Source organism: Micromonospora sp. NPDC050784 (assembly GCF_044456765.1).
GTDB lineage: Bacteria > Actinomycetota > Actinomycetes > Mycobacteriales > Micromonosporaceae > Micromonospora > Micromonospora foliorum.
The window spans coordinates 206,074-231,660 of sequence record NZ_JBITGG010000004.1; the positions used below are offsets into that span (position 1 = coordinate 206,074).

Here is a 25,587-nt window from a genome sequence, read left to right on the forward strand (position 1 = left end):
CTCACGATCGAGACCCGCCCCGATTGCGGAAGCAAACCTTCCGCAATCGTCGATAGCGTCGACACCAACGACATCGACGAGGGGACACCTGATGAGCCTGCGAGGATTTGCCACCCTGAACATCTGGGCGGACGACGTGGCAGCGGCCACGGCATGGTACGCGGACTTCCTCGGCGTCGAGGCGTACTTCATGCGCCCCGGCCCCGACGGACGCCCGGCCTACACCGAGTTCCGCGTCGGGGACTACCAGGCCGAACTGGGCATCATCGACCGCAGGTACGCACCGGCCGGCGCGACGACCGGGCCGGGAGGCGCGGTCATGCACTGGTGCGTCGACGACCTCGACGCGACCGTCGAGCGGCTGTTGGCGATGGGTGCCACCGAGTACCAACCGATAACACCGCACGGGGACGAGGGGTTCATCACCGCGGCGGTCGTCGACCCGTTCGGCAACCTGCTGGGCGTCATGCGGAACCCGCACTACCTCGACGTCCTCGCGTCCCTCAAGGCGACCTGACGGGTGATCGGGGCTCAGTCCCACTCGTCCCGATCCACCGTCCGCCGCACCAGCGCTGCCGCCTCGTCGGCGTCCAACCCGCTGGCCATGAGCAGGTCGTGTGCCGAGGTACGAAAATCACCTGCGGCGATCATGCCCGAGTAACCCAACCGGTGGGTGTGCGGGCGGGTGGGATCCGGGACGGCGGGCCCCTGCGCCTTTCCGACCAGCTCGACGGCGGTCAGGATCTGCTGGCGCGCCTGCCGCGGCTCGGCCCGCGCGCGGATGGCGCACCGCAGCGTCTGCACACTGTCGGCCAGCAGGTCGATGGCCACGGGGAACTCCTCTGGCACCGGTTCGCCGTCCCGCACGGCCTTCGTCAGCCTCCTCGCGATCGCGCGCACGCCGTAAAGGGTGCGTTCCAGATGCCGGACGGCAGCGGTGTAGTAGGCCAGGGAGGGGCGTTCCCGCCAGCGCAGTGGCGCCAGTCGCACCACCTCCTGCGCGGCGCCCAGGCCCTCGTCCAGCGCGGTCAGCCGGGAGCCGAGGCCCCGTAACGCCTCCAGGCTCCGCTGGGCGCCGTCAAGATCCCGAAGGCGCAGCGCCGCGGCCAGGTCGTGCATGGCGGCGATGGCGGGGTCGAGGACCGGTTCGGCCAGCCGCTGCACCGTCCGCTGCGGGTGGATGGGCACCACCAACAGACCGACCGCCAACCCGACCAACCCGCCGACCGCCGCGTCGACGAAGCGTGGGACGGACAGGTCACGCACGGGCGGTTCCAGGGTGGCGATGAGCACCGCGGTGCCACCAGCCTGGGTGAGCAGTGAACCACCACCCTTGAGCAGGATGGCGACGATGATCGCCAGGACGACGACCAGGCCGGTCTGCCAGGCCCCGATGCCGAACAGCGGCATGAGCGTGTCACCGACGGCGAGCCCGAGAACGACCCCGACCAGCAACTCGACGGTGCGCCGCAGGCGTGAGCCCATCGCGGCGGCCACGATGCCGACCGCGGTGGTGGGCGCGAGCACCGGGGCGGGATTGTCCAGGAACTGGTACCCCACGAACCAGGCGATCGTCGCCGCGACGCCGGCCTGCACGGCGAGCAGCCCGTAGAGGCGGAACCGCCAGGCGCGGGAGCGCACCCCGTGCCGCACCCGCTCGGGCAGGCCGGCCCAGGTTCGATCGGCCCAGGACACCCCGCGCGGGGGCCGGTCGTTGTCAGCCGCCGGCTCGTGTTTGGCGGGCATCCGCGCCGTTTACCCAGCGGAGGCGAAGCTATCCGGCGCGCGAGCCGAATCGTGGGAGTATCCCGTCAGTGGGCGGGATTCGGGGTGTGCGGGAGTTTGCCGAGTTGACGCCAGTTCGTCTCGGCGACGTCGACACCGTAGTGCTTGGCGGCGGCGAGGATGTTCTGGAAGGCCAGGTCCCGGTCCTTGTCGGTGACGCCCTGCACCTGATCGAACCGGGCGACGGCATTACGGACGTGACTGGCATCGGTCATCGGTTCCTTGCGTTTCCCAGGGAACGCGAAGACGGTCTCCGGCAGCTCGCGCTTGTCCTTGTCCGACAGGCCGCCGTGCTTCTCGTGGGGTTTCCAGGTCGATTTCATGGCCCAGCATTACCCGCGCCCCGTCCGGCAGCACCTCCGAAGCCGACATTTTCCGGGCACAGCCCGCGTACTTTAAGGAAGGTTTAAAGACCTTCCGAGCGCGGGCCGCGAGCGCCTACGATTCGGCCGCCGTGGCCGCTCGGGTCATCCTGGCGTCTACTCGTTGGGAGTGACCCGTGTCGTACGAAGGCCCACCGCCGCCCCGTCATCGCGTTCCTGGCTGGCTCGCCCGCAACAGGCTGGGCGTGGGCGTCGGTGCGGTGGCCGTCCTCGTCATCGCGGCGGGAGGCGTGTACCTGGGCAACGGCGCACCGCAGCCGGAGCCGTCGAACGCGGCCAACGCCGTCGAGTACCCGTCGTCACCGGCCGCGCAGCCATCGTTGCCCGGCGCGGCGGTGCCGGCCTCCGCGACGCCGTCGGCCGCCACGACCCCGTCGCCCGGCGCCACGCCGTCGACCGCTGCCGCGCCGAGGGTCCCGGCAACCGGCTGGGTTCCGGTCGATCGTGCGGCCTGGAAGGCGCAGGCCGACGCGTACCGGGCGTTGAAGATCGACCCCGTCCCGTCCGGGGTGGGTAACCTCCCGGAGTTCCGGGCGGACTGCCAGTACAGCCATCGGCTACCGGACGACCCGATCGTCGCCCCCGGCCTACCGGGCGCGTCACACATGCACTCGTTCGTCGGCAACAAGGCCGTCGACGCGAACACCGTCGCCGGGGACCTGACGAAGTTCACGGCCACCTCCTGCAAGCCGGTCCAGGACCACTCCGCCTACTGGGTGCCCACGCTCTACGACAACGCGACGGGAAAGCCGGTCGAGACCAGCGGCTTCCGGGTGTACTACCGCTCCCTCGCCAAGAACTCGACCGGCCAGATGCCGATGCCCAACGGCCTGCGCATGATCTCCGGCGACGCCAAGAAGAAGAAGCCGACACCGCGCGGCGCGACCGGCCAGTTCTACTGCGCCTTCTACGGCCCCGGCGACCTCGACGGCATCGCCCGCAGCACCAACGGCAACTGGCCCATCTGCGGGGGCGACGCGACGCTGCACTTCATGATGCAGTTCCCGGACTGCTGGGACGGCAAGCACCTGGACAGCCCCAACCACAAGGACCATGTGGCGTACGGCAGCGGCAACTCCTGCCCGACCAGCCACCCGGTCCGGATTCCGGCGATCACCTTCGACATCCAGTACCCGGCGAAGGGCACCCCGGCGGGCTACTACCTCTCCTCCGACAAGGAGGGCAAGAGTGCCTCGTCGATGCACGGGGACGCGTTCGTGATGTGGGACGTCAACACCATGAACAAGCGCACCAGGAACTGCGTCCAGGGACGCCGGACCTGCGACAACTACGGCTACCAGAAATAGCCGGGGCCAGGCCCGTGTCGGCCTGGCCCCGGAGTCTGGTCGGGTCAGCTACGCAGCGTCCACTGTTGGTTCGTGCCGCCGTTGCAGGACCAGAGGATGAGCTTGGTGCCGTTGGCGGTGGCGGCGCCGTTGGCGTCGAGGCAGAGCCCGGACTGAGCGTTCGTGACGGTGCCGTTGCTGTTGACGTTCCACTGCTGGTTGAGCCCGCCGTGGCAGTCCCAGATGATGACCGCGGTGCCGTTGGCCGTGCCGGCCCCGGAGGCGTCCAGGCACTTGTTGCCGTACACGGTCAGCTGCTTGCCGGAGGTGTGGGTCCACCGCTGGTTGGTGCCGGTGGAGCAGTCCCAGAGTTGTGTCTGAGTGCCGTTGGTGGTGGAGGAGTTGGGCACCTCGGCACAGCGGCCGGACTGGCCACCCACGAGTTGTCCGCTCCCCGTACCGCTGCCACCGCCCTGCTGCTGGCGGACGATCGAGGTCGACTCGGCCGACCGGTTGCCCTGTGCGTCGACGACGTAGAGCCGGTACTCGCCCTGGGTGGTCGGCACCGCGATGGACGTGGCGGTGCCGGCCGCCCTGGTCATCGTCGCCCCGGCGGTGAAGGTGGTCGTGCCGTACGGAGCCAACCAGACCGACTTGGTGGCGTCGCCGATGCTCCGGATCGGGATCGACGCGGTGGCACTGGTGACGAAGGTGCTGGCCGGCAGCACATAGTTCGGCGCGGAGAAATTACTCGCCGGAATGATGTCCCGGTACGCGTCCTCAAGGCCGGAGTTAGCGGCGATACCGTACGCCGTCGCCGGCCAGACATAGTCGGAGGAGACGAGGATGTCGGCGACCGTACTGTTCGGCAGGTTCTTGTTCGAGACCTTGTTGATCGGGCCGTAGATCTGCGTGATGCTCAGATCGTGCTTCCGCCCGAAATCGTCCGAGTTGATCATCCAGGTGACGTTCTTGTCGATACTCAGGACGTTGTCGCGGAACGTGATGAACGCCGATCCCTCGTCCGGGTGTAGTCCGTACTTGTGGCCCGACGGAACACCCTGGAGATAGTTGTTGGTGATGGTGGTCCCCGGCTGGCTCCCGAGCGTGTAGATGGGGGCGGTGTCGCTGAGACGCTGCACCGTGTCGATGATGTGGTTGTAGCTGATGGTGTTGTTTCTCGCCGTCGTGGTCGGTCGGTTCGGCACGATCGAGCCTGACGATCCGTCGAAGTTCCACCAGCCCCAGCCGAGCGTGATGCCCGACCACGGGGTCTTCTCGATCCGGTTGCGCTGGATGGTGAGGGTGTCGGCGAAGTACGCCGAGATGGGGCTGTGCCCGTTGAACAGGACGGCGCTGTCGTAGAGGAAGTTGTTCTTGATGTCGATGTTCTTCGGCAGCCCCTCGACCGACGCGGAGTACTTCTCCCGATTGGTCGAGGTGCCGTCTCCGATGTAGACATGTTGCGGATGGCCCACGAGAATCGCGGACCCGGCGATGTCGTTGGTGTGGTTGCCGATCAACTGGGTGCTCTGCACGTCGTTGACCATGCTGATCCCGTCGGCACCTGTGTGTTGGATCCGGTTGCGTTGCAGGAGGATCCCGTCGGCGTTCTGCACCTGGACGATGCCGGGAACCACGTCGACGTTGCGGTAGTAGTAGACGTGGAAGTTCCCCTTGGCGTACACGTTCGCGCTGAGGTTGCCCTGCTGCGCCTGCTTGAGGACCGAGCCCGCGACGTTGACCAAGTTCCAGTCCGAGTGCTGCACAGTCAGGCCGGAGAACGTGATGTTGCGCGCGTGGCTGCTCGTCGAGGTGCCGGCCACCCGCAGCACGGTGGTTACGTTGTTCGGCGCGTAGACCGTCGCGGTCGACATGTTCTCCGCGCTGGCCTTGTAGTAGTACAGCGTCCGGCTGGTCTTGTCGAAGTAGAACTCACCGGGGGCGTCCAGGAACTCGTAGGCGTTCATGAGCTTGTGCGTGCCGCCAACCTGGGCGTTGCCGTTGAACGAACCCTGGGCGATGGCCGCACCGGGTTGCTGGAAGAGGGCGACCCGGTTCGCGCCGTCGGAACTCGTGGTCACCTGGCGGACGCCCACGATGGCCGTGGTCCAGGTCGTCCCCGTCTCGATCTCGATGTCGTCCTGATTGCTGGCGATGGCCGGGAAGTCGTTCAGGCTGTACTTGGCACCGTCACACTGCGACCCCGACTCCCAGGCCCACGAGGCCTGGTTGGCCGTGATGTTGTACGTCCCGTAACACCCCGCCGAGCTGATCGTCTTCGACGCCATGTACGCGCGCTTGTCATTGACGTAGAGCGCCCGCAGCTTGTTGGCGCGGTCGAGCGGCGCCTTCCAGATGTTGCCGCTGTGCTGGCTCCACCCGGTCACCTGAACGCCGCCATCGAGGACCGGCTTCTCATTGGGGTAGGCCCCGTAGCTGACCCGGAATCCGTTGGTGCCGGAGTCGCTCGGCCCGAATTCGACAGTGCTGCTCACCGGATAGGTGCCACCACGGAGATAGACGTTGACGTCGCCGGTCATGCTCGCGTTTGTCGTACGGACGACGTCCCGGGCACGTTGCAGAGTCCGGAACGGCGATTGCAGGGTGCCCGGATTGGCGTCGTTACCGTCCGGGGCGACATAGTAGGTCGCCTGGACTGCGGCCGAGGCCGGCAGTTGGTTTGTCAGCACGGCTGGCAGGGTGGCGGCGATAAGCGCCGCCACCGCCAACACTGACATTCGAGCGGTGGATATGGCTGACTTCACGTCTGTTCCTCTCACTGGTCGTCGATGTGGTGCCCAACGTGCTTATCGAGCGACGAGTACGGAACAGCGACGCCACTAAGGGCCGGCGGGGACTTCCGTCGCCCCGACCGCACTCTTTGTTAATCGCCCCGAAATTCTTACTGGGAGCGTAGGTCACACGTCTGACCAATGCAACTGGCAATTGGGGGGCGTCTATGTAGAAATGCTGCCGGATCGGGCAGATCAACCGCGCTGGCCGCACACCTCGGCTTGCGTCGTCCGACGAATCCGCAGCGACGCGGTGATCTCGTCGGAGGTCGGTGGTACGAACTGCGCTGACCCGAGATGCGGGATCAGCGGAGGAGATCGTCATGCAGACACGCGCAGCCGCCCAACGTTGGGCCAGCACCTGGGCCAACGCCTGGCCGGCTCAAGACGTCGAGGCGATCGTCGCCCTCCAACGCGAGGACGGCGACCACTGGGCCTCCCTCTTTCGCCCGTACCGTGGCCGGTCCGGGCTCCGGGTCTACCTGGCGGAGTCCTTCGCCGAGGAGTCCCGCCCCGCTCAGGTCTGGTTCGGCGAGCCACAGGTCGACGGCGATGCCGCAGCCGTGGAGTACTGGGCGATCGTCCACATCAAGGACCAACCCATGACCATTAGCGGATGCACGATGCTGCGTTTCGACGAAGCCGGCCTGGTCGCCGAGGCCCGCGACTACTCGCACGTACAGGAAGGCCACCACTCGCCGCCGGCCGGCCTGTTCGAGTGATGCGACGCGGCGCACCTGGAGTTTCGAACGCCACCGGCAGCACGATCAGCGGTTGCACCGTGACGTGAACCTTCACCCGCAGCGCGGTGCGCTGACCCGTCGCGACCGTTCAGGGCGACCCGGAGCCGTCGGTCCAGGGGGTGCAGCTGGCACGGCGACCCTTTGGAGCTGAATCGCTTACGACATCACCGCCACGCGACCTCCCCACGCGGTCCCGCGACACCACCGCCACGCGGTCCCGCCGCGGATTCGTCGCGCCGCCGCCCCGGGGCCCTCTCGTCTGATTCGTTTGCGGCATCAGCTCCATAGGCACTGCCGGGCTACTGCGCCCTACCCACGCTGGCGAGTCGCGGAAGATTCAGCGGCCGTCCTCGGGCCGGGCCGAAGTGCGCCGCCCCTGGGCCGGGCCGACGATCAGACCGCCCAGGCCCCGATCAGTCGAGACGCTGCGCCAACCGACCTGCTCCGGTCGCACGGCCCTCGCAGCCCAAGCCCCGTCGCGCGAAGCCAGGTGCCGGCGCGGATGCCGACGGCCACAGGCTCGGCACCCGGGACTCAGTGAGCCTCGATCGCTGACCACAGGTCCAACCACGACGCCGAAAGACTCCGAAAGTTTCGGCGACATCCCGCCCCGATGCGGTACCCCGGGCCTGCCCACGTCAACCACCTCGAACCCCCTCTAGGCGGCCCAGCAACCCGAAGGCACGCACGGATCACACATTGACTTGCATTGATGTTCTGCTTACAGTCACCAACGAAATACCGAAAGTTTACCGAAAAGTAACCCGGAGGCCCGACCGCCTTCCGCAGGTCGCCACGCGGCGACGGCGGCCCGGCGTCGGTCCGTTCCGGCGGCTAGCCAGGAGGAACCCCAGCGATGTCGCAGCTCGTCCTGTTCGCGATCGACATCTGCGCGGTGGCGCTGCTCGTCTTCGGGCTCTACTTCCCGCGGCACCGCCGGCGCGATCTGGTCGTCGCCTACCTGGGGGTCAACGTCGGCGTCCTCGCGGTGGCGAGCGCGCTGAGCGCCAGCGACGTCGGTGCTGGGCTCGGGCTGGGGCTGGCGCTGTTCGGGGTGCTCTCCATCATCCGACTCCGGTCGACGGAGCTCGACCAGCACGAGGTCGCGTACTACTTCTCCGCTCTCGCACTGGGCATTCTCGGCGCACTCAGCACCACCTCGGTTTGGCTCAGCGGAGGCTTGATGGCGCTCATCGTCGCGGTGATGTTCGTCGGTGATCACCGACGGCTGCTCCGGCACTACCGGCACCAGATCATGGTGCTCGACTCCGCCGTCACCGATCACGTCGCTCTCGTCGCCCAGCTGGAGCAACTGCTCAATGCCCGGGTGCACAACGCCATCGTCCAGCGGCTCGACATGGTCAACGAGACCACCGTGGTCGACGTCCGATACTCGGTCGCTCGACGCAGCGCGGCGGCCGGCACCAGCAAGCCGGCACGGGCCGGAGCGCTCCGATGACCGCGCCACCGCTGGCGCGGCTGGCACCGATCACACTCGCCGAGGTGATCGACCGCGCGGCGCTGCAGAGCAGGGTGGACCGCAAGTACGTGATCGCGGTGGACGAGCTGCCGCACCTGATGGACCAGCTGATCCCGTACGCCCGGGTGCTGGACATCGATGGTGGGCGCACCTTCCGGTACGAGTCGGTGTACTTCGACACGCCCTGCCTGGCCAGCTACCACTGCGCCGCGTACCGGCGGCGCAGGCGCTTCAAGGTACGGACCCGGACCTACCTCGACTCGGCCCAGTGCTGGTTGGAGGTGAAGATCAGTGGAGCGCGCGGACGGGTCACCAAGCACCGACTGCCGTATCTCGCCGAGGACCGCCGCACCGTCCGGTCCGGACGCGGGTTCGTCGACGAGGTGCTCGATCGGGAGTCGATCCTGACCGACCTGGCGGGCAGCCCGCTCGAGCCGGTGCTGGTCACCAGCTACCGTCGCTCCACTCTGCTGCTGCCGGCTACCGCGAGCCGGGTCACCATCGACACCGGGCTCACCTGGCAGGACGGTGACCAAACCTTGCGACTGCCCGGCATCGCCGTGGTCGAGACCAAGACCAGCTCGGCCCCCTCGCTGGTCGACCGCGCGCTGTGGCAGCGCGGGACCCGGCCGGTACGCATCTCGAAGTACGCCACCGGCCTCGCGGCTCTCCGCCTCGACCTTCCAGACGTGCCGTGGCGACGGACGCTCCGCCGCCACTTCCGCGCCGACCCGTCCTCGGCGCTCCTGGAGTTGACCGTTCCCACCCGATCAGAACAGGAGGCATCGTGCGCATGACCACCCGCAACACCGGTCTTCCGGTGGCGGCCCTTCGTGCCGCCGGGATCGCCGCCACCACCGTGTTCGTCGCAGGCCTCCTCGTGGTGTCCTCGCCACCGGCCGGCGCCGAAACCGTCGCCGCCACCCAGGCCGCCCCACCTGTCACCGAACTCCTCGCCGGCACCCAGGCCGCCGATGCCGCCGCCGCCGACGACCTGGTCGGCGACATCACCTTCTCCGTGCCCAGCGGCACCTTCCAGGGGGAGGTGGCGGTGACGCTGAGCAGCACGGTCAGCGGTGCCCAGATCCGCTACACCACCAACGGGCAGCCGCCCACCGCCCAGTCGTCGCTCTACTCGGGCTCGGCGCTGCGCTTCACCCGCACCACTCAACTGCGGGCACAGGCGTTCGTCGGCCAGACACCGACGGGTGCGCCCGGCACCGCCATGTACGCCGCCCAGAACGTCAGCACCGCCCACGACCTACCGGTGGTGCTGATCGACTCGTACGGTGCGGGCCGGCCAGACCGTGAGTACTTCGACGCCACCACCATGATCTTCGAACCGACAGACGGCGGCACCACGTCTCTGGCGGCCGCCCCGACGCTCAGCACCCGAGCGGGTTTCCGGCTGCGTGGCAACTCGTCGGCGACGTTCGAGAAGACGCCGTTCCGGGTCGAGTTCAGGGACAACGAGGACGACGACGCCGACCATCCGGTGCTGGGCATGCCCGCCGACTCCGACTGGGTGCTGCGCGGCCCGTTCCCCGACAAGGCGCTGATCCGCGAGGCGCTCGTCTACGACCTCGGACGCGAGATGGGGCTGCCGGCGCCGCGCTACGCGTTCGCCGAGTTCTACCTCAACACGGACGCCGCCCCGGTGGGGGCCAGCGACTACATGGGCGTCTACATGTTCATGGAGACGATCAAGAACTCCAAGGACCGCCTCGACCTCAAGCAGTTGGACTCCGAGGACGTGACCCTGCCGAAGATCCAGGGCGGGTACATCTGGAAGTTCGAGTGGATGGCGGCCGAGGAGCCGACGTTGCCGTGCACCGGGCCGGCGGCCACCTGCTGGAACTACCTTGAGGTGGTCGACCCGTCGCCGCTGCAACCGCAACAGCGGGACTGGCTGCGCGGTCATCTCCAGGAGTTCAACGACGTGCTGCACTCGTCGACCTTCGCCGACCCGACCACCGGATACCGCAAGTACATCGACGTCGACTCCTTCATCGACCTCATGATCGTCAACGAGCTGAGCCGGGAGATGGACGCGTACGTCCGCAGCTCGCACTTCTACAAGGACCGGGACAGCAAGATCTTCGCGGGTCCGCTCTGGGACTTCGACCTGAGCTTCGGCGTCGGTGGATTCTTCGCCAACGACCAGGTGTCGGGCTGGCAGCACCAGCAGACCCGGCAGCCCTCGGCCAACGACTGGTTCGCCCAGTTGTTGCGCGACCCCGCGTTCGTCAACCAGGCCCGATCACGCTGGCAGACGCTGCGACGGGGCCTACTCTCCGACGCCGCGCTCGAGACCCGGATCAACGCTCTGGCGACCCCGCTGACCAACGCGGCCCAGCGCAACTTCCAACGCTGGCCCAACCTGACGGCTCCAACGGTCAGCTTCTTCCGCACCCCGACCTCGCCCACCTGGCAGGGGCAGGTCCAGGTCATGCGGGACTGGATGCTGCGACGCGCCGCCTGGCTGGACTCCACCGCCGGCTGGGGTGGTTCGGTCACCACCCCACCGCCCACCACCCCACCACCCACCACCCCGCCGCCGCCGACGGCCGGCTGCACCGCGACGTACGCGGTGACCAGCCAGTGGACCGGCGGCTTCCAGGGCGAGGTACGGGTCACCGCGGGGACCTCGGCGATCAACAACTGGACCGTGACGTGGACCTTGGCCAGCGGGCAGAGCGTCACCCAGGCCTGGAACGCGACGGTCACGAGCCAGGGATCCGTGGTCACCGCCCGTAACGTCGCCTACAACGGGGCACTCGGTGCCGGCGCCAGCACCGCGTTCGGGTTCCTCGGCTCGTCCACCGGCACGCCCGGCACACCGACGCTGACCTGCACGGTGAGCTGACCAACGAGGCCCGGGGCCGGGTCGACGATCGACCCGGCCCCGGGCTCCGGTCACCTGATGGAGAATTCCGCCAGCCGCAGCGGGGAGTCGAACACCAGGTACACGTCGTGGGTGCCGACGGCCCGGGCCAACTCGGTGCTGGTGCTGACGTACCGGTAGTCGTCGCCGGTGCTGGGCACGGTGGCCGTGCCGAGCAGCCGGCCGGTGGGCGACCCCAACCGAACCTGGATGGTGCCGGCCCCCGCACCGGCCCTGGCGACCTTCGCGGTGAAGGTGCGCGCGCCCGCACTCAGCGCGGAGCCGTCGAAGGAGATCCACTGACCGGCCGCGGTGGCACCGACCGCCGTACCGCTGGGTTTGGTCTCGTCGACGAGCCGGACTCCGGCGTACCTGTCGAAGTTCTCTGCCCTGGTGGGCCGGGACAGGTCGCGGGCCGGGATGGTCTCACCGCGGACCCGGACCGCGGCGCGGGCCCGGATGTCCTCGGCGGACGCCCCGACCATCAGGTCGTGCACGGACGACTCGACCACCCACCGGCTACGGGTGACGTCCCAGTGCGCCAGGTCGGCGGCGGGCAGGCGCAGGGTCACCGTACGGGTCTGCCCGGGCGCGAGCTTCACCTGCTGGAACGCCTTGAGCTGGCGGATCGGGGTGGTGTCCCGCGAGGTGCGCTGGTGGGTGTAGAGCTGAACGACCTCGGTCCCGGCCCGGCTGCCGACGTTCGTCACGTCGACACTGGCCGTGATGGTGCCGTCGGCCGCGACCGACTGGGCGCCGGCACGCAGCTGGCCGTACCGGAACCGGGTGTACGACAGGCCGTGGCCGAACGGGTAGAGCGGCTTCGCGGTGCTGTACAGGTAGGTCTGCCCGGACGAGATGATGTCGTACTCCAGAAGGTCCGGCGGCAGTTGGGAGTCCGACCGGTACCAGGTCTGGGTGAGCCGGCCGGACGGGTTGCGGTCGCCGAAGAGGACGTCGGCGATGGCGTGACCGGTCTCCGCGCCCGCGTGGGTGGTCCAGACGATGGCCGGTACGTGCTCCTGCTCCCACCGGATGGTGACCGGGTAGCTGGTCTGGAGCACGAGCACGGTCCGTGGGTTGGCCCTCGCCACGGCCTTGACCAGCGCCTCCTGGCCGGCGCTCAGCGCCGTGGAGGTCCGGTCGTGTGCCTCGCGGCCGTTGATGAACGGGTTACTGCCGACCACCAGCACGGCCGTGTCGGCCGCCTTGGCCGCCGCCACGGCCCGGTCGATTCCGCTGCTGACCACCTCGCGACTGAAGTGGGTCGCGGCGGCCGGGGTGGATGCCCCGAGCTTGAGGGAGCCGTCGTCGCCGACCGTCACGTACGTGTCGGCGCCGAACCAGCTCTCCTTGGTCTCGTAGCCCACGTAGCGCAGCACCACCGTTCCGTCGGCCTGCGGCTCCAGCTTGAACTGCTGTTGGACGTACCAGCCGTTCGGCTGTTCGTCGCGGGTGAGGAACGGCCCCCAGTTGTAGCCGAGGTAGCGGCCGTTGGCAGCGTTGCGCAGCGTCACCACGTCCTGCCCCCAGTCGACCACGTCGAACTGGGCGTCGAGTGAGGCGGTGGCGCCGGTCGCGGTGACCGGATTGGCGTCGGTCGTGCCGGTGGCCGTGACGTACCGGCCGGTCGCCACGTCCTTCAGGGCGATCCGGTCCGCCCCGTCGAGCCCGCTCACACTGGCCGAGCTGCCCAGCCGTTCGCGGATGCCGCCGAGCGCGGTCACCTGGTACGGCAGGTCGCCGCCGTACCAGTCCGAGTAGAGGGTGTCGGCCAGCGGGCCGAGCACCGCCACCGTGCGGGTCCGGGCCGGGTCCAGCGGTAGCGCCTGCCGCTGGTTCTTCAGCAGCACCATCGCCTCACCGGCGGCCTGCCGGGCCAGGCGCTGGTGTTTGGGGCTGTTGATGACGTCCGGGGTGATGCCGCCGTACCGGCCGCCGCCCGGGTCGAACTCACCGAGCCGGAACCGGACGTTCAGGATCTCGCGGATTCGGGCGTCGATGTCCCGCTCGGTGAGCAGGCTGGTCGCCAACGCCTGCTTGATGGCGGTGATGGTCGGCTGCGCGTTGGTGTCGTCGGTGATGAAGCTGTTCAGGCCGGCCTTGATGATCGCGGCGTTCCCCTCGGCCTGGGTGGCGTAGTACCCCTGGGAGGCGACGAGGTTGTTCGGCGCCCAGGCGTCCGTGACGTTCATCAGCGGCTGGTCGGTCCAGTCGCGTACCACCGTGGCCAGGTCCGGGTCCACCGTGGCCGGACGACCGTTGACCAGGTTGTACGCGGCCATCACCCCGGTCGCCGCATCGGCGGCGATGGCCGGTTCGAAGGCGGCACGGTCGTACTCGTTGAGCACCCGGGGCGGCACGTTCGAGGAGGTCACGTCGCGCCGGACCTCGTTGTTGTAGGCCAGGTAGTGCTTGAGGGTCGGTGCGCTCTTCAGGTGGTTCGGGTCACCGCCGGTCATTCCCGAGCCGTACGCGGTGGAGATCGCGGCGGTGAGCAGCGGGTCCTCGGAGTAGCCCTCCTCGTTGCGGCCCCACCGGGGGTCACGCAGCAGGTTGACCACCGGCGCCCAGAGGTTGAGCCCCCAGACCCGGGGGTTCTGCGCGTGGTAGCCGCGCGCCTCGTCGCCGACGGCCGAACCGACCTGCCGGATCAGGTCGGTGTTCCAGGTGCTCGCCATGCCCACCGGCTGGGGGAAGACGGTGCCCCGGGCCTTGACCACCGCGCCGTTGTTGTCGATGTCGGTGGACCAGGCCACCCCGTGCAGCGCCTCGGTGCCGGTCTTGAACAAGCCGATGCCCAGCCGGGGAATGGCCGGCTGGTACTGGTGCAACCACGAGATCTTCTCGTCCAGGGTGAGACGGCCGAGCAGGTCGTCGACCCGGGCGTTCACGGGCAGGTGTGGATCTCGGAACGGGTAGGTGGGCGGCTCGGCGAGCGCGGTGCCGGGAACGGCCGGTAGGGCTAGCAGGGCGAGCGCGAGCGCGGTGATTCCGCGCCGAAGGCGCCAATTCCGCATGCGGTTCTCCTCATGTCGTACGACAGACGCCCAGCGGGCGCCGAGACCGGCGTGACCAGGCTCGACACCCGGCTGACGGGCCTGAACGACGAATCGTCGAAGCGCTTCGACGACCCGGCCGCGTCACCACGGCCATGATTGTTGTGATCCGCGAACTATAGATGCACGCCAATGACTCGGCAATACCGGCTTGAACCCCGATGCCAACGCCCACGGTGCCCCCCGCACGTCGGAGCTGGCGATTCACCAGTGGTAGAGCACATTCACTGTCAGTGCGGCCACCACGGTGACGAAGAAGACGGCCCAACCCACCAACTGGCGGGAGCCGACGCGCAGGTGCGCGATGAGCGCGCCGATGAAATACAGCACCAGACCAGCGGCGGCGAGAGTGCCGAGAAGCGGTACGGCGAAGCCGGCCAGCAGCCCCAACGACCCTGCCGCCAGCGCCAGGCCCAATCGCGGTACCCACGACCGGGGCACGCGCTTCATGTCCGCCTGGGCCTTCGGGTAGTCGTGGCCGATCAGGTAGGTGACAGCCGCGATGCCGGTGAAGACCGACGCGAGAATGGTGACCGTGACGTAAGCAGCGAACATTGTTCCTCCATTGTGGTTGCTCGCCACCTGGACGACCCAGCCCGGCGGATTGTGACGGCCGCTGGATGTCCCGCGATCAGTTCGCCGGTCGCAGCGCGCCGAACCGTACGCCGGTGGCCTGCTCGGACAGCTCCCACAGACGCCGGCCGTGCTCCGGGTCGGTCGCGGCGGCGGACAGTTTCGCCGGCACGGGGTGCCCGCGCAGTTCGCCCGGCCCGCCGGGGGCGACGAGCTGGCCCGGCTGCGCCGCCGGGTCGGTGGCGGCGAACAGCTGCGGCCAAACGCCGCGATCGACCGGCTGAGCCAGGAGCGGGTTGCCGATCCGGCCCAGCAGCAGCCGCCAGACCGGCGTGGTGCCGCTGCTCTGCAGGTTCGTCGCGGTGTAGCCAGGGTGGGCGAGGTAGCTGCCCAGCGGGCTGGCCACGGCGCTGAGCCGCCGGTGCAACTCGTAGCCGAAGATGGCGTTGGCCAGCTTGGACGTGTTGTAGAAGCCCATCGGGGAGTAGCCCCGCGCACCGGTCGGGTCGGCGAAGCGCACCTTCGCCTGCCGATGGTTGACCGAGGTGACCGTGACCACCCGCGGATCCCGGCCGGCCAGCAGGAGGTCGAGCAGGAGCCCGGTGAGAGCGAAGTGCCCCAGGTGGTTCGTGGCGAACTGCACCTCGTGCCCCTGCGGGCTGAGGGTGCGCGGCAGGGCCATCACCCCGGCGTTGTTGACCAGCACGTCCACCCGACGGTGGTCGGCGTGCATCCGGTCGGCGAACATCCGTACCGAGTCGAGGTCGGCGAGGTCGATCCGCCGGACCTCCAGGTCGACGCCGGGCCGGGTCGCGGCGATGTCCGCCGCCACCCGGCGGCCCCTCTCCTCGTCGCGGACGGCCAGCACGACGCGCGCACCACGGGCGGCGAGCGCCTGGGTGGTGACCAGGCCGAGGCCCGCCGTGGCACCGGTGACGACGAAGGTACGGCCGCTCAGGTCGGGGATCTGGTCAGTGGACCAGCCATTGACAGTCATGCGACCCACTGTGCTATCGGTGGCACTCAGTGTCAAGCAATGCGCGTGATGCCAACATGGGCATGATGTGGCACGGCATGACGTAGCATCGGCGGATGAGATCTCGTACGGACAACAGCCTGGCCGAACGCAAACGCCAGCTCGTTGCCGACGAATTGCGTGACGCCGCCCTCATGCTCCTCGCCACCAAGGGCTTCGACGTGGTGACCGTCGACGACATCGTGGCGGCGGCCGGAATGTCCCGGCGCACCTTCTTCCGCTACTTCGCGTCCAAAGAGGACGTCGTCGTCCGGTTCCTGGCCGACACCAGCGCGGACATCATCACCGAACTCGCCGCCCGGCCACCCGCCGAGGCGCCGTCGGTCGCGCTGCGCCACGCCCTCTGGGTGCCACTCGCCGCCTGCAACGACCACCCGGAACACTCCGAGCGAGCCCGAGTCGTCGTCCGTCTCATCCTGGACACCCCCGCCCTGCACGCCCGCTGGCTGGAACGCCAGATCCAGTGGCGCGCCGAGTTGGCCGCCGAGCTGGCCAACCGCTGCGGCCTCGACCCGCACATCGACCCCTACCCCCGGATGGCCGCCGGGATGGCCCTGCTGGCACTCGACACCGTGCTCCAGCGGTGGCAGCCGGGCGACGACGAACAGCACCTGGCCGAGCTGATGGACCAGGCGTTCGCTGTCGTGGCCCCGGCCCTCGACGCTCCTACCGCGCCGAGTCCCCGTCACCGTTGAGCTGACGGCGGTCCACGGTCAGGTGGCGTCTCTGGCCCAGGTCATCGGAAGGAGGGCTTGGGTAGGTCCGCGACGGCAAGCCGGTCGGCCCGCTCGCGCAGGTGCCGGGCGATCTGGTCGCTGGCCAGGGTGAAACCGGCGGTGAAATCAGCGTCGAGGGAGATACCGGTCGCTGCGACGTGATGGTCGGCCTGCTGACGCAGCTCGCGGGCGAGCGCGTTACGCCAGCGGATCACCTCCTCAGTCAGGTGCGCCCGCTGAGCCGTCAACTGTCGCTGCGTCGCGGCCAACTGCTCCTCGATCCGTTCGAGACGGCCCAGCGTCTCATCGAGACGGTCGAGCTCCGGCAGTTCAGCCATGATCGCCCGCCCGAGCGCGGCCGGGTCCACGCTCGGGCCGCCGGGACGCAACGGCTCGATGGCGCTGGTCACCCGCGCCGTCCACTGGTCGCGCCGGGCGTCCCGCTCGTGCGGGAGTGCCGCCACCGCGTCGCGTAGGGCCACCAGCACCGGCGTGGGCAAATCGGTCGAGTCTGCGGACGGATCAGTCGTGGCCAGGACGCCACGGCGGGGGTTGCGCTCCGGTATCCCCTCGAGCTCCCTCGCCCGATGCGCCATCTGCTTGACGAACCCGGCGTACGCGGCCCGGTAGCCGACCTGGTGTTCGCCCTCGCCGGCCACCGGTGCGTGACCGATCCGCTCCGCCTCGAGCCGGAGGGCATCGGCGATGGTGGTGTCCGGATCGCCGATCTCGAAAGCCGGGTCCGGGCCGTGCAGCACTAGTTCGCGCAGCGTGCCGAGCAGGCTCTTGGCGTGCATGCAGCGATCCCGCGCGCTCGCCATCAGATCCAGCTCCGGCACGGCGTGCCACACCGCCCAGGCCGCGGCGGTCGCGTTGTCCTTCGGCACCGACGCGTGCCGCTGGATCATCTCGCCGATCTCGTACACCCGCACGGGTATGCGCGTGTGCCTCGTCGACTCCAATCGCCGCAGCAGGGCCAGCAGCTCGGCCCGGTTCTCCGGCTGGGCCGCCGCAAGGTCCCGGATCAGCGCCCGCAGGTCGGACGGCCGGATAACCGGTGGTACGCCCGGGCCTGGCCGGAGCAGCGGATAACGCGATCCGCGTCGAAGTCGATTCCACCAACCCATCGATCCAGCGTTGCACCCGGCGTGGATCACACGCAATGCGTCCGGTACGGCCTTTTCGGACTTAGCCGAACCAGGCGTGCTGAGTGCGGCACCGCCGTCTGGCCGTACTGCCTGCTTTGTCAGGCCGCGCGGCCGGCCTTGAGGTGGGCGGCAACGTCGACGACGCGGCGGGCCTGGTGGCGGGCCGCTTGCAGGATCACCTCACCGGGCGGGCCGTCGCCGACCACGTGGGAGGTGCCGTAGGGGTTGCCGGACCGGAACTGGATGGGGTCGGTGTAGCCGGGCGGCACGATGATGCCGCCCCAGTGGCAGAACGTGTTCGCCAGCGCCAGGAGGGTGGATTCCTGCCCGCCGTGAGCGGTGTTGGAGGCGGTGAAGGCCGAGTACACCTTGTCCGCGAGCTTGCCCTGAAACCACAGGGGGCCAGTGGTGTCGATGAACGCTCGCAGCTGGCTGGCCGGGTTGCCGTAGCGGGTGGGCGTGCCGAACAGCACGGCGTCGGCCCACTCCAGGTCGTCGTGGCCGACCTCGGCGACGTCGGCGGTGTCCTTCAGGTGTCGCTCCCACTCCGGTCTGGCGCCGACCGCCTCCGGCGGCGCGGTCTCGGCGACCTTCCGCAGTCGGACGGTGGCTCCCGCCTTCTCGGCGCCCTCGGCGGCGGCCTGCGCCAAGGTGTGTACGGTGCCGGTGGAGCTGTAGTAGACGATCGCGACGTGCACGGGTTCCACGATTGGCTTCCTTCCTGAGCGGGTCTGACGGGTACGACGAGACAGCCACCCGAGATGTGAGGTGCCGCGCGGACCTCACAATCGGGGGCGACGGTTCGTCGTGAGTGGTGAGTCAGATCGTCTGAAGGAGCCGCTGACACCCATGACAACCACGTCCGAGCCGGGACACGGCCGGTCCGATCCCGGCCTGAGCGCGATCATCAGCGAGCGCCGACAGTTGACCAACCTCGCGTACCGACTGCTGGGCTCCCTGACCGACGCGGAGGATGTCGTACAGGAGACCTATGCCCGCTGGTACGCCATGTCCCCCCGGCAACAGGAGGACATCGAATCGCCCGGTGCCTGGTTGACGACCGTTGCCAGCCGCATCTGTCTGGACCTGCTCTGCTCGGCGCGACTCAGGCGCGAACGGTACGTGGGCGAATGGATCCCCGAGCCGCTGCCCGACCGGGCAGAGTGGATCAGCGGGCGGTCGGCCGGCTTCGCCGACCCGGCCGACCGGGTCACCCTCGACGAGTCGGTCAGCATGGCCTTCCTCGTCGTACTCGACGCGCTGACCCCTGCCGAGCGGGTCGCATTCGTCCTGCACGACGTCTTTCGCTACCCCTTCGCCGACGTGGCCGCGATCGTCGGCCGTACCCCGGCGGCATGCCGCCAGCTCGCCTCGTCGGCCCGCCGGCGCCTTCGCGCCCCGCGACCTGACCCGGCCTCGTCAGCTCGGCGCGCCGAAGTCGTCCGGGCCTTCAAGCGCGCCTGGGAGGCAAAAGACATCGACGCGCTCATCGGTCTGCTGACGCCCGACGCCACGGCGACCGGCGACGGCGGAGGGCTCGTCACCGCCGCGCCCCACCCGGTCGAAGGCGCCGAGCAGGTCGCCCGCTTCTTCGTCGACCGGCCCACCTCGGCAGCCGGCGTAACGCTCCTGGAGTGCACGGTCAACGGTCAGCCCGGTCTGGTGGCCCGGCTCGACGGCGTCACCGTGTCGGTGATGGCGTTCGACATCACCGGCGGCCGCATCGAGCACGTCTGGGCCGTACTCAACCCCGACAAGCTGCGCTCCTGGGCCACTGGCTGACCACACCGAAAATGAAACTGCGCGCCCGCCCTCTACGGAAGCCCGAAGTGCGCACGCTGGAAGATGCGCCGCCCGCCATCCGTCAATAGCTTGACGGCCATGATTATCCCGACCGAGCCAATCGGAAGCTTTCCGCGCCCGTCGGTGCTGCTGGCCGCCATCGCCGATCACGCCGCCGGGCGGATCGGGCAGGCTGCTCTGGACGCGCGGTACGACGACGCCGTGCGGGACACCATCGCCACCCTTGAGCGGATCGGCTCACCTGTGGTCACCGACGGCGAACAGCGCAAGCCGAGCTTCGCGACGTACCCGCTGTCGGGTCTGGACACCCTGGCGCCGGACGGCGCCGTCATCCCGTTCGCCGACGGCCATACGCGGCAGCTTCCCCGCCTCACCGCAGGACCGTTCCGCTACGCGACCCGATCGCAGACGTACCTGACCGCCGCGCGACGGCACGCGACCGTGCCGGTCAAGCAGGCGGTCATCGCGCCGTCCGCGCTCAGCCTGCTGTATCCGGAGGACGGTATCGACGGGTACCCCCGAGAGGCGTTCCTCGACGATCTGGTCGACGAGGCGGAGGCCGACATCCGCGGCGCGCTGGACGCCGGCGCTCAGACCGTGCAGCTGGACTTCACCGAGGGCCGGCTTTCGATCAAGCTCGACCCCTCCAAGGCGCTGCTGCAGGCTTTCGTGGCCCTGAACAACCGTGTGCTCGAGCGGTTCGCTCCGCACGAGCGCGCGCGCATCGGTGTGCACACATGCCCCGGCGGCGACCAGGATTCCACCCACAGCCTTGATGTGGACTACGTCGAGCTGCTGCCGAGCCTTTTCGCGATCGACGCGGGGGTCTTCTACGTGCAGCTCGCCGGCGAGCCCGAGCCAGGGCGGGTGCTCGCCTCGATCGCTGAGCATTCCCGGCCGCACCAGCGGATCTTCGTCGGCGTGACCGACCCGGTCGACCCGGTGGTGGAGACCGTCGACCAGGTGCGCGACCGCGTGCTACGGGCCGCTGAGTACATCCCGCCCGACCGGCTCGGCACCTGCGACGACTGCGGGTTCGCGCCGTTCGCCGACGACATGTCCACGTCGCGGGACACGGCGTGGGCCAAGGTACGCGCCCGGGTCGAAGGAACCGCCCTGGCCGCCGAGCAGCTGGCCGGGTGAGGGCAGGGCCGTAAGAGCTGGCTCGTGCAGGCGCGGTCCGGCGAGCTTCATGCCGTCGCAGTCACCGTCTCTACGGGCTGCCTAGCATTCAGGGCTGATGTCGGCGAACGGTACGCCGAAGCGCGACACCGGTAGCCGGCTGGGTTGTCTACGGAGACGGAACGTTCGGTAGCAGGTCGTCGTCGCGTCCGGTCTGGGGTAGCCCGGCGGCAGCGGCGATGGCCTCGACGGCCTCGTCCAGGCCCGTGGTCTCGGGGAGAACGAGTTCGTCGGGCCAGCCCAGGACGTCGTGAGCGGAGTACCAGCCGCTCATGTGCTCGGCGGTGAACTCACTGGCCTGCGGGCGAGTGAGGTGCCGGCGCAGCGTCTCGGCCAGGGACACGTCGAGGTAGCAGAACAGCGACCGGCCGCGGTGGTCGTCCCGCAGGGAGGTCAGCATGCTTTGGTAGCGGCTGCTGTGCATGATGCCCTCCAACACGACGTGGTAGCCGTGGTCGAGGGCGAACCGCACGGTCTGCCCGATCAGCGCGGGCGCGGCGCCGCCCGGCTTGTCCCGTTCGCGCAGCAGGATCCGGCGCAGGTAGTCCTGCTCGACCAGGGCGCAGCCCCGGCCGTGCCGGCGTCGTAGCTCTCGGGCGATGCTGCTCTTGCCGGAGCCGGAGTTGCCCCGGACGCAGACGAGGATCGTGTCCGAGCTGCCAGTGGGTTCAGCGACCACGATGCCTCCTCGGCTTCAGTCATTGCGCACGGTTAGTGTGAGGGCGGCAACGGTCAGCTGAGTGAGGTCAAGAAGTTGGTCCTCGCGGAGGGTGACGCCGCGCAGGTTGTCCAGCGGCGTCTTGAGGCCCTTCAGCCGGCTGCCCCGTAGGTCGGTGCCGTCGAGCTGGCAGGAGTCCAACTCCAGTCCGGTGAGGTCACAGGACCGCAGCGCGATGCGAGGTAGTCGGCAGGAAGACCACGCGCCGTTGGTGAAAGTGCAGTCGGTGAAGGCGACCGAGCCAGCAGCGACGACGCGTTGGAAGGTGGCGTAGTCGAAGCGGCAACCGTCGAACAGGACGTCCTTGAGGCGTACGTCGGTGAGTCTGGTGCCGGTGAACCGGGAGCCGGTGATCGCGCACCGTTCGATGGCGATGCCGGTCAGGGTCGCGCCGGAGAAGTCGGTGCGGGTGATCTCGCAGCCGTAGAGGCTGCCGGCCTCCCAGGTGCTCTCGCTCAGGTCCACGCCGGTGATCAGGCTGCTGCGGATGTGGGCGTCCTCAAGGTGCGAGCCGTGCCACGCGGCGCCCTCGACGAGGGCCTCGGTGAGGCCGCCGTCAAGGTCCGTCGTGGTGTCGAGGTCGTCCGGTTCGAGGTCCGGCAGGAGGACCTTCACGTCGCCGATCGTGGTGGTGCGCATGTGTCCTCAACCTGTGTGGGCGCGGGGTGGGCACGCCACCCCGCGCGTCTCGCGATCGGTGAACGCCGCGCCATCGGCTCAGCCGCCGCGACCGCGCTCTGGTCCGTGGGCGGCTGGACGGCGGTCACCATCGCGGGAACGGCGCTCTGCTGCTTCGCGCTCACCGTGTGGGCGCTGGGACGTCGTGGTCCACTCGTGAGCCGCGTCGCCCCGCCGGAAAACGCAGTTCAGGGGGCATGGCCAATTAGCCATGCCCCCTGAATATTGCTGGTGCGCCGCCAGGGACTCGAACCCCGAACCCGCGGATTAAGAGTCCGCTGCTCTGCCAGTTGAGCTAGCGGCGCTCGTCGGCAACGGAGAGAACATTAGCACCCCTCCAACACGGGCTCCAATTCGGTTCCCAGGGTCCCCCCTTCGGTCGAGCTTTGCCGGCAAAAAGCCCCAAACCGACCACTGCGGCCAAGATCGGGGCGTGGGTTGCGGCGGTGATGCGGCACGATGTCCGCCAGGTACGCGAGAACAGAGGTGGGCATGGCACGGTTCACGCGAGCCGGGGCGGTGGTGGGCGCCCTGACTCTGGTGGCGTCGCTGGCACTGACCGGATGCGGTGGCGACGACAAGAAGCCGGAATTCGTTGGCGGAGGGTCTTCGGACGCGAGCGCCGCCCCCGGCTCGGCCGCACCTTCGGCACCGAGCACACCGAGCGGGCCACCGCTCACGCTGAGCCCGGCGAACGGCACGAAGAATCGGCCGGTGAGCACGGAGATCAGCGCGAAGCTCCCGGACGGCGGGAAGGTGTCGGCGGTAACGCTGACGGCGGACGGCGGCGGCTCGGTCGAGGGCAAGCTGCGTACCGATGGTTCGTCCTGGGTGCCGTCCGCTCCGCTGAAGTGGGGCACCCGCTACACGGCCACGGTGACGGCGAGCGCCTCGGACGGCACGAGCAGCCAGGGCACCAGCAGCTTCACCACGATGGCCAAGCCGAAGTCGACAATCGGTTCGGGCCTGTACCTCTTCGACGACAAGAGCTACGGGGTGGCGATGCCGGTGGTCACCGAGTTCCACCCCGGTATCCCGAAGAAGGATCGGGCGGCGGTGCAGAAGCGGATGTTCGTCCGGACCGACCCGCCGCAGCCGGGTGCGTGGCACTGGGTCAGCAATGGCACGCAGGCCTACTACCGGGCCCCGGAGTACTGGAAGCCGGGCACCACCATCACCGTGCGGATCGCGCTGGCGGGGGTGCCGTTGAGCAACGGCAAGTACGGCGACATCGACCGCAAGGCCACCGCCAAGATCGGGCGGTCGTTCGAGATGAAGGTCGACAACGCCAACAAGAAGATGACGGTGCACGAGAACGGCGCGGCGGTACGCACGATTCCGGTGAGCCTGGGCAAGAAGAGCACGCCGTCGTCGAGCGGCACGATGGTCGTGATGGAGAAGAAGGAAGCCACGGTCTTCGACACCCGGGACGACCCGGACCCGGCCAACCGCTACGTGACGGACATCCAGTTCGCCCAGCGGCTCACCTGGGGTGGCGAGTACATCCACGCCGCGCCGTGGTCGGAGCACGTGCAGGGGCGGCAGAACGTCTCGCACGGCTGTGTGAACGTGTCGATGGCGAACGCCAGGTGGTTGTTCGACAAGACCCGGATCGGCGACCCGATCACGATCAAGGGCACCGAACGCAGGATCGCCGCCGGTAACGGTTGGACGGCGTGGAGCCTGAGCTGGTCGGAGTTCATCAAGGGCAGCGCGTTGCCGGTGCCCAGCGGTGGGGCCGGCCCGGCGGTCTGAGCCGTCGGCCTCGTTGCGCCGGCTCTGCCGTTGGCGGGGCCGGCGTACCCTTGCACTCCCGCCGCTCGACACGGCGCGGCGACCCCCGCACTCCCGGTACGGAGACGAACCAGGCTCACGAAACGCCGAATAGTAGCAGAATTCGGGCACTATTGATGGCGTGTTTCGGTTCACCCTCGGCAACCGGGGCCGGCTCTGGCGCGTCAGTAGGAGACGATGGGGCAGCGACCACGACTGTGAGGGAATTCATGCGAGCTAGCCAGGACCAGCTGATCCGGCCCGGCGGGCGACGCCGCGTGTTCGCGGCGGGGCTTCTCGCCGTGGCGCTGGCCTTCACCTCGGCCTGCACCGACGGCGACGGCGGCAAGCCGTCCTCGTGGCACGGCGGCGGCGAGAACCCGGCGCCGAAGGCCGCGGCGACGATCAGTGAGCCCGCGGCGGACGCCAAGGACGTGCCGGCGTCCACCGGCATCACCTTCACCACGAAGGACGCCGTGGAGACCGCGGTCGAGCTGAAGGACGCCGCCGGCAAGACGGTCGAGGGCGCCCTCGCCAAGGACGGCAAGTCGTGGCTACCGGCCGGCGCGCTCGCGTACGGCACGAGCTACACGGCGACCGTGACCGCCAAGGGTGACGACGGGCTTCCGGCCACGGCGACCAGCACCTTTACCACCATGGCCAAGCCCGGCAATCAGGTACGGGTGAGCAGCTTCCTCGGTGACAACCAGGTGGTCGGGGTGGGCATGCCGCTGATCGTGAAGTTCAGCCGGGGCATCCCGGAGGACTACCGCGACGACGTGCAGCGCCGGATGACGGTCACCTCGACTCCGGTGCAGGCGGGGATCTGGCACTGGGTCAGCCCCACCGAGGTCCGGTACCGGCCGAAGGAGTTCTGGAAGCCCAACAGCAAGGTTTCCTACCGGGTGCAGGCGGGCGGCCTGCCGATGGGTGAGGGTTGGTACGGGCGCGCCGACCTCTCGGTGGACGTCAAGATCGGCGCGGCGGTGGTCATGACGGTGGACAACAAGACCAAGCGGATGACGGTGACCCGCAACGGCTCTGTGATCAAGACCATCCCGGTCAGCCTGGGCAAGAAGAGCACCCCGTCGTCCAGCGGCACCATGGTCGTGATCGAGAAGCTGCGCAAGACGGTCTTCGACACGTTCGAGGAGCTGGGCCCGGAGGAGGGCTACCGCACCAAGATTGACTTTGCGCAGCGCCTCACCTGGGGCGGCGAGTTCATCCACGCGGCACCCTGGTCCGAGGGTCAGCAGGGCAGCGTGAACGTGTCGCACGGCTGCGTGAACGTGTCGATGGCCAACGGCGACTGGCTCTTCAAGAACACCCAGATCGGCGACCCGATCACGGTCAAGGGCACCGAACGCAAGCTGCAGAACGGCAACGGCTGGACCGACTGGAACATGAGCTGGGACGAGTACGTCAAGGGCAGCGCCCTTCCGTACGAGCCGCCGGCCGACCCGGACGCCACCACCCCGACCCCGGACGGGGCGGTCACCCCGTCCCCCACGCCGACCGCCTGAGCCAGTCGACGGAAGCCCCCTC

At 69.0% G+C, this 25,587-nt stretch carries 21 protein-coding genes and 1 tRNA gene; 11 read left to right on the plus strand and 11 right to left on the minus strand.

Features of this window, described 5'->3' with window-relative positions:
• The first annotated feature begins 91 nt into the window (after nucleotides 1–91).
• On the plus strand, nucleotides 92–517 hold the full coding sequence (locus tag ACIBD9_RS07325; RefSeq protein WP_396715370.1) for a VOC family protein: 426 nt from the start codon (nucleotides 92–94) through the stop codon (nucleotides 515–517).
• Between the two features lie 14 nt (nucleotides 518–531).
• Here the strand turns inward: ACIBD9_RS07325 and ACIBD9_RS07330 are convergent, their stop codons facing one another.
• Both ACIBD9_RS07330 and ACIBD9_RS07335 read right to left on the minus strand, forming a co-directional pair.
• The gene (locus ACIBD9_RS07330) at nucleotides 532–1,746 is read right to left on the minus strand and encodes an aromatic acid exporter family protein (protein ID WP_396715372.1); all 1,215 of its coding nucleotides are present in this window, start codon (nucleotides 1,744–1,746) and stop codon (nucleotides 532–534) included.
• 65 nt (nucleotides 1,747–1,811) lie between these two features.
• Entirely contained in the window at nucleotides 1,812–2,108 is a 297-nt protein-coding gene (locus ACIBD9_RS07335; protein WP_091393391.1) for a DUF6582 domain-containing protein, read from the minus strand.
• Between the two features lie 176 nt (nucleotides 2,109–2,284).
• Between ACIBD9_RS07335 and ACIBD9_RS07340 the strand changes: the two genes are divergently transcribed.
• Complete coding sequence (locus ACIBD9_RS07340; RefSeq protein WP_396715375.1) at nucleotides 2,285–3,475, plus strand: DUF1996 domain-containing protein; 1,191 nt, start codon at nucleotides 2,285–2,287, stop codon at nucleotides 3,473–3,475.
• A gap of 44 nt (nucleotides 3,476–3,519) precedes the next feature.
• Here ACIBD9_RS07340 and ACIBD9_RS07345 read toward each other — a convergent pair whose 3' ends face one another.
• Nucleotides 3,520–6,195: an RICIN domain-containing protein gene (locus tag ACIBD9_RS07345; RefSeq protein WP_396715377.1), complete on the minus strand. Its 2,676-nt coding sequence runs from the start codon at nucleotides 6,193–6,195 to the stop codon at nucleotides 3,520–3,522.
• A gap of 377 nt (nucleotides 6,196–6,572) precedes the next feature.
• On the opposite strand from ACIBD9_RS07345, the gene ACIBD9_RS07350 reads away from it, so the two are divergent.
• The 4 genes from ACIBD9_RS07350 to ACIBD9_RS07365 all read left to right on the plus strand — a co-directional run bounded on the left by ACIBD9_RS07350 (nucleotide 6,573) and on the right by ACIBD9_RS07365 (nucleotide 11,338).
• On the plus strand, nucleotides 6,573–6,971 hold the full coding sequence (locus ACIBD9_RS07350; RefSeq protein ID WP_396715379.1) for a nuclear transport factor 2 family protein: 399 nt from the start codon (nucleotides 6,573–6,575) through the stop codon (nucleotides 6,969–6,971).
• Between the two features lie 877 nt (nucleotides 6,972–7,848).
• Complete coding sequence (locus tag ACIBD9_RS07355) at nucleotides 7,849–8,451, plus strand: DUF4956 domain-containing protein (protein WP_124817588.1); 603 nt, start codon at nucleotides 7,849–7,851, stop codon at nucleotides 8,449–8,451.
• On the plus strand, nucleotides 8,448–9,269 hold the full coding sequence (locus ACIBD9_RS07360; RefSeq protein WP_396715381.1) for a polyphosphate polymerase domain-containing protein: 822 nt from the start codon (nucleotides 8,448–8,450) through the stop codon (nucleotides 9,267–9,269). The genes ACIBD9_RS07355 and ACIBD9_RS07360 overlap by 4 nt, the downstream gene beginning before the upstream one ends.
• Nucleotides 9,266–11,338: a CotH kinase family protein gene (locus ACIBD9_RS07365; RefSeq protein ID WP_396715678.1), complete on the plus strand. Its 2,073-nt coding sequence runs from the start codon at nucleotides 9,266–9,268 to the stop codon at nucleotides 11,336–11,338. Before ACIBD9_RS07360 ends, ACIBD9_RS07365 begins: the two co-directional genes overlap by 4 nt.
• A 50-nt stretch (nucleotides 11,339–11,388) precedes the next feature.
• Here the strand turns inward: ACIBD9_RS07365 and ACIBD9_RS07370 are convergent, their stop codons facing one another.
• From ACIBD9_RS07370 to ACIBD9_RS07380, 3 genes are all read right to left on the minus strand, one after another.
• Nucleotides 11,389–14,376 (minus strand): glycoside hydrolase family 3 C-terminal domain-containing protein, encoded by a 2,988-nt coding sequence (locus ACIBD9_RS07370; protein ID WP_396715383.1) that lies wholly within the window; start codon nucleotides 14,374–14,376, stop codon nucleotides 11,389–11,391.
• A 243-nt stretch (nucleotides 14,377–14,619) separates the two neighbouring features.
• Nucleotides 14,620–14,970 carry a DoxX family protein gene (locus tag ACIBD9_RS07375; RefSeq protein WP_238657969.1) on the minus strand — a complete coding sequence of 117 codons (351 nt, stop codon included), beginning with the start codon at nucleotides 14,968–14,970 and terminating at the stop codon, nucleotides 14,620–14,622.
• 76 nt (nucleotides 14,971–15,046) lie between these two features.
• Nucleotides 15,047–15,985 carry an oxidoreductase gene (locus ACIBD9_RS07380; RefSeq protein WP_396715385.1) on the minus strand — a complete coding sequence of 313 codons (939 nt, stop codon included), beginning with the start codon at nucleotides 15,983–15,985 and terminating at the stop codon, nucleotides 15,047–15,049.
• 95 nt (nucleotides 15,986–16,080) lie between these two features.
• Here ACIBD9_RS07380 and ACIBD9_RS07385 point away from each other — a divergent pair, with 95 nt between their 5' ends.
• The gene (locus ACIBD9_RS07385) at nucleotides 16,081–16,719 is read left to right on the plus strand and encodes a TetR family transcriptional regulator (protein ID WP_396715387.1); all 639 of its coding nucleotides are present in this window, start codon (nucleotides 16,081–16,083) and stop codon (nucleotides 16,717–16,719) included.
• 41 nt (nucleotides 16,720–16,760) lie between these two features.
• On the opposite strand, the gene ACIBD9_RS07390 is transcribed toward ACIBD9_RS07385, so the two are convergent.
• Together ACIBD9_RS07390 and wrbA are read right to left on the minus strand one after the other, a co-directional pair.
• Nucleotides 16,761–17,867 (minus strand): hypothetical protein, encoded by a 1,107-nt coding sequence (locus ACIBD9_RS07390; RefSeq protein WP_396715389.1) that lies wholly within the window; start codon nucleotides 17,865–17,867, stop codon nucleotides 16,761–16,763.
• Between the two features lie 119 nt (nucleotides 17,868–17,986).
• Entirely contained in the window at nucleotides 17,987–18,595 is a 609-nt protein-coding gene (gene wrbA, locus ACIBD9_RS07395) for an NAD(P)H:quinone oxidoreductase (RefSeq protein ID WP_396715391.1), read from the minus strand.
• Between the two features lie 142 nt (nucleotides 18,596–18,737).
• On the opposite strand from wrbA, the gene sigJ reads away from it, so the two are divergent.
• Together sigJ and ACIBD9_RS07405 are read left to right on the plus strand one after the other, a co-directional pair.
• Nucleotides 18,738–19,670 carry an RNA polymerase sigma factor SigJ gene (sigJ, locus tag ACIBD9_RS07400; protein WP_396715393.1) on the plus strand — a complete coding sequence of 311 codons (933 nt, stop codon included), beginning with the start codon at nucleotides 18,738–18,740 and terminating at the stop codon, nucleotides 19,668–19,670.
• Between the two features lie 99 nt (nucleotides 19,671–19,769).
• On the plus strand, nucleotides 19,770–20,834 hold the full coding sequence (locus ACIBD9_RS07405; protein WP_396715395.1) for a cobalamin-independent methionine synthase II family protein: 1,065 nt from the start codon (nucleotides 19,770–19,772) through the stop codon (nucleotides 20,832–20,834).
• 148 nt (nucleotides 20,835–20,982) lie between these two features.
• On the opposite strand, the gene ACIBD9_RS07410 is transcribed toward ACIBD9_RS07405, so the two are convergent.
• The 3 genes from ACIBD9_RS07410 to ACIBD9_RS07420 form a co-directional block, all read right to left on the minus strand.
• Nucleotides 20,983–21,552 carry a kinase gene (locus ACIBD9_RS07410; RefSeq protein ID WP_396715397.1) on the minus strand — a complete coding sequence of 190 codons (570 nt, stop codon included), beginning with the start codon at nucleotides 21,550–21,552 and terminating at the stop codon, nucleotides 20,983–20,985.
• 15 nt (nucleotides 21,553–21,567) lie between these two features.
• Nucleotides 21,568–22,230 (minus strand): pentapeptide repeat-containing protein, encoded by a 663-nt coding sequence (locus tag ACIBD9_RS07415; protein ID WP_396715399.1) that lies wholly within the window; start codon nucleotides 22,228–22,230, stop codon nucleotides 21,568–21,570.
• 268 nt (nucleotides 22,231–22,498) lie between these two features.
• Nucleotides 22,499–22,574: transfer RNA gene (locus tag ACIBD9_RS07420), tRNA-Lys, on the minus strand.
• A gap of 187 nt (nucleotides 22,575–22,761) precedes the next feature.
• On the opposite strand from ACIBD9_RS07420, the gene ACIBD9_RS07425 reads away from it, so the two are divergent.
• Nucleotides 22,762–24,024, plus strand: coding sequence for an Ig-like domain-containing protein (locus ACIBD9_RS07425; RefSeq protein WP_396715401.1), 1,263 nt, complete (start codon nucleotides 22,762–22,764; stop codon nucleotides 24,022–24,024).
• Between the two features lie 248 nt (nucleotides 24,025–24,272).
• Entirely contained in the window at nucleotides 24,273–25,565 is a 1,293-nt protein-coding gene (locus tag ACIBD9_RS07430; RefSeq protein ID WP_396715403.1) for an Ig-like domain-containing protein, read from the plus strand.
• The last annotated feature ends 22 nt before the right edge of the window (nucleotides 25,566–25,587 follow it).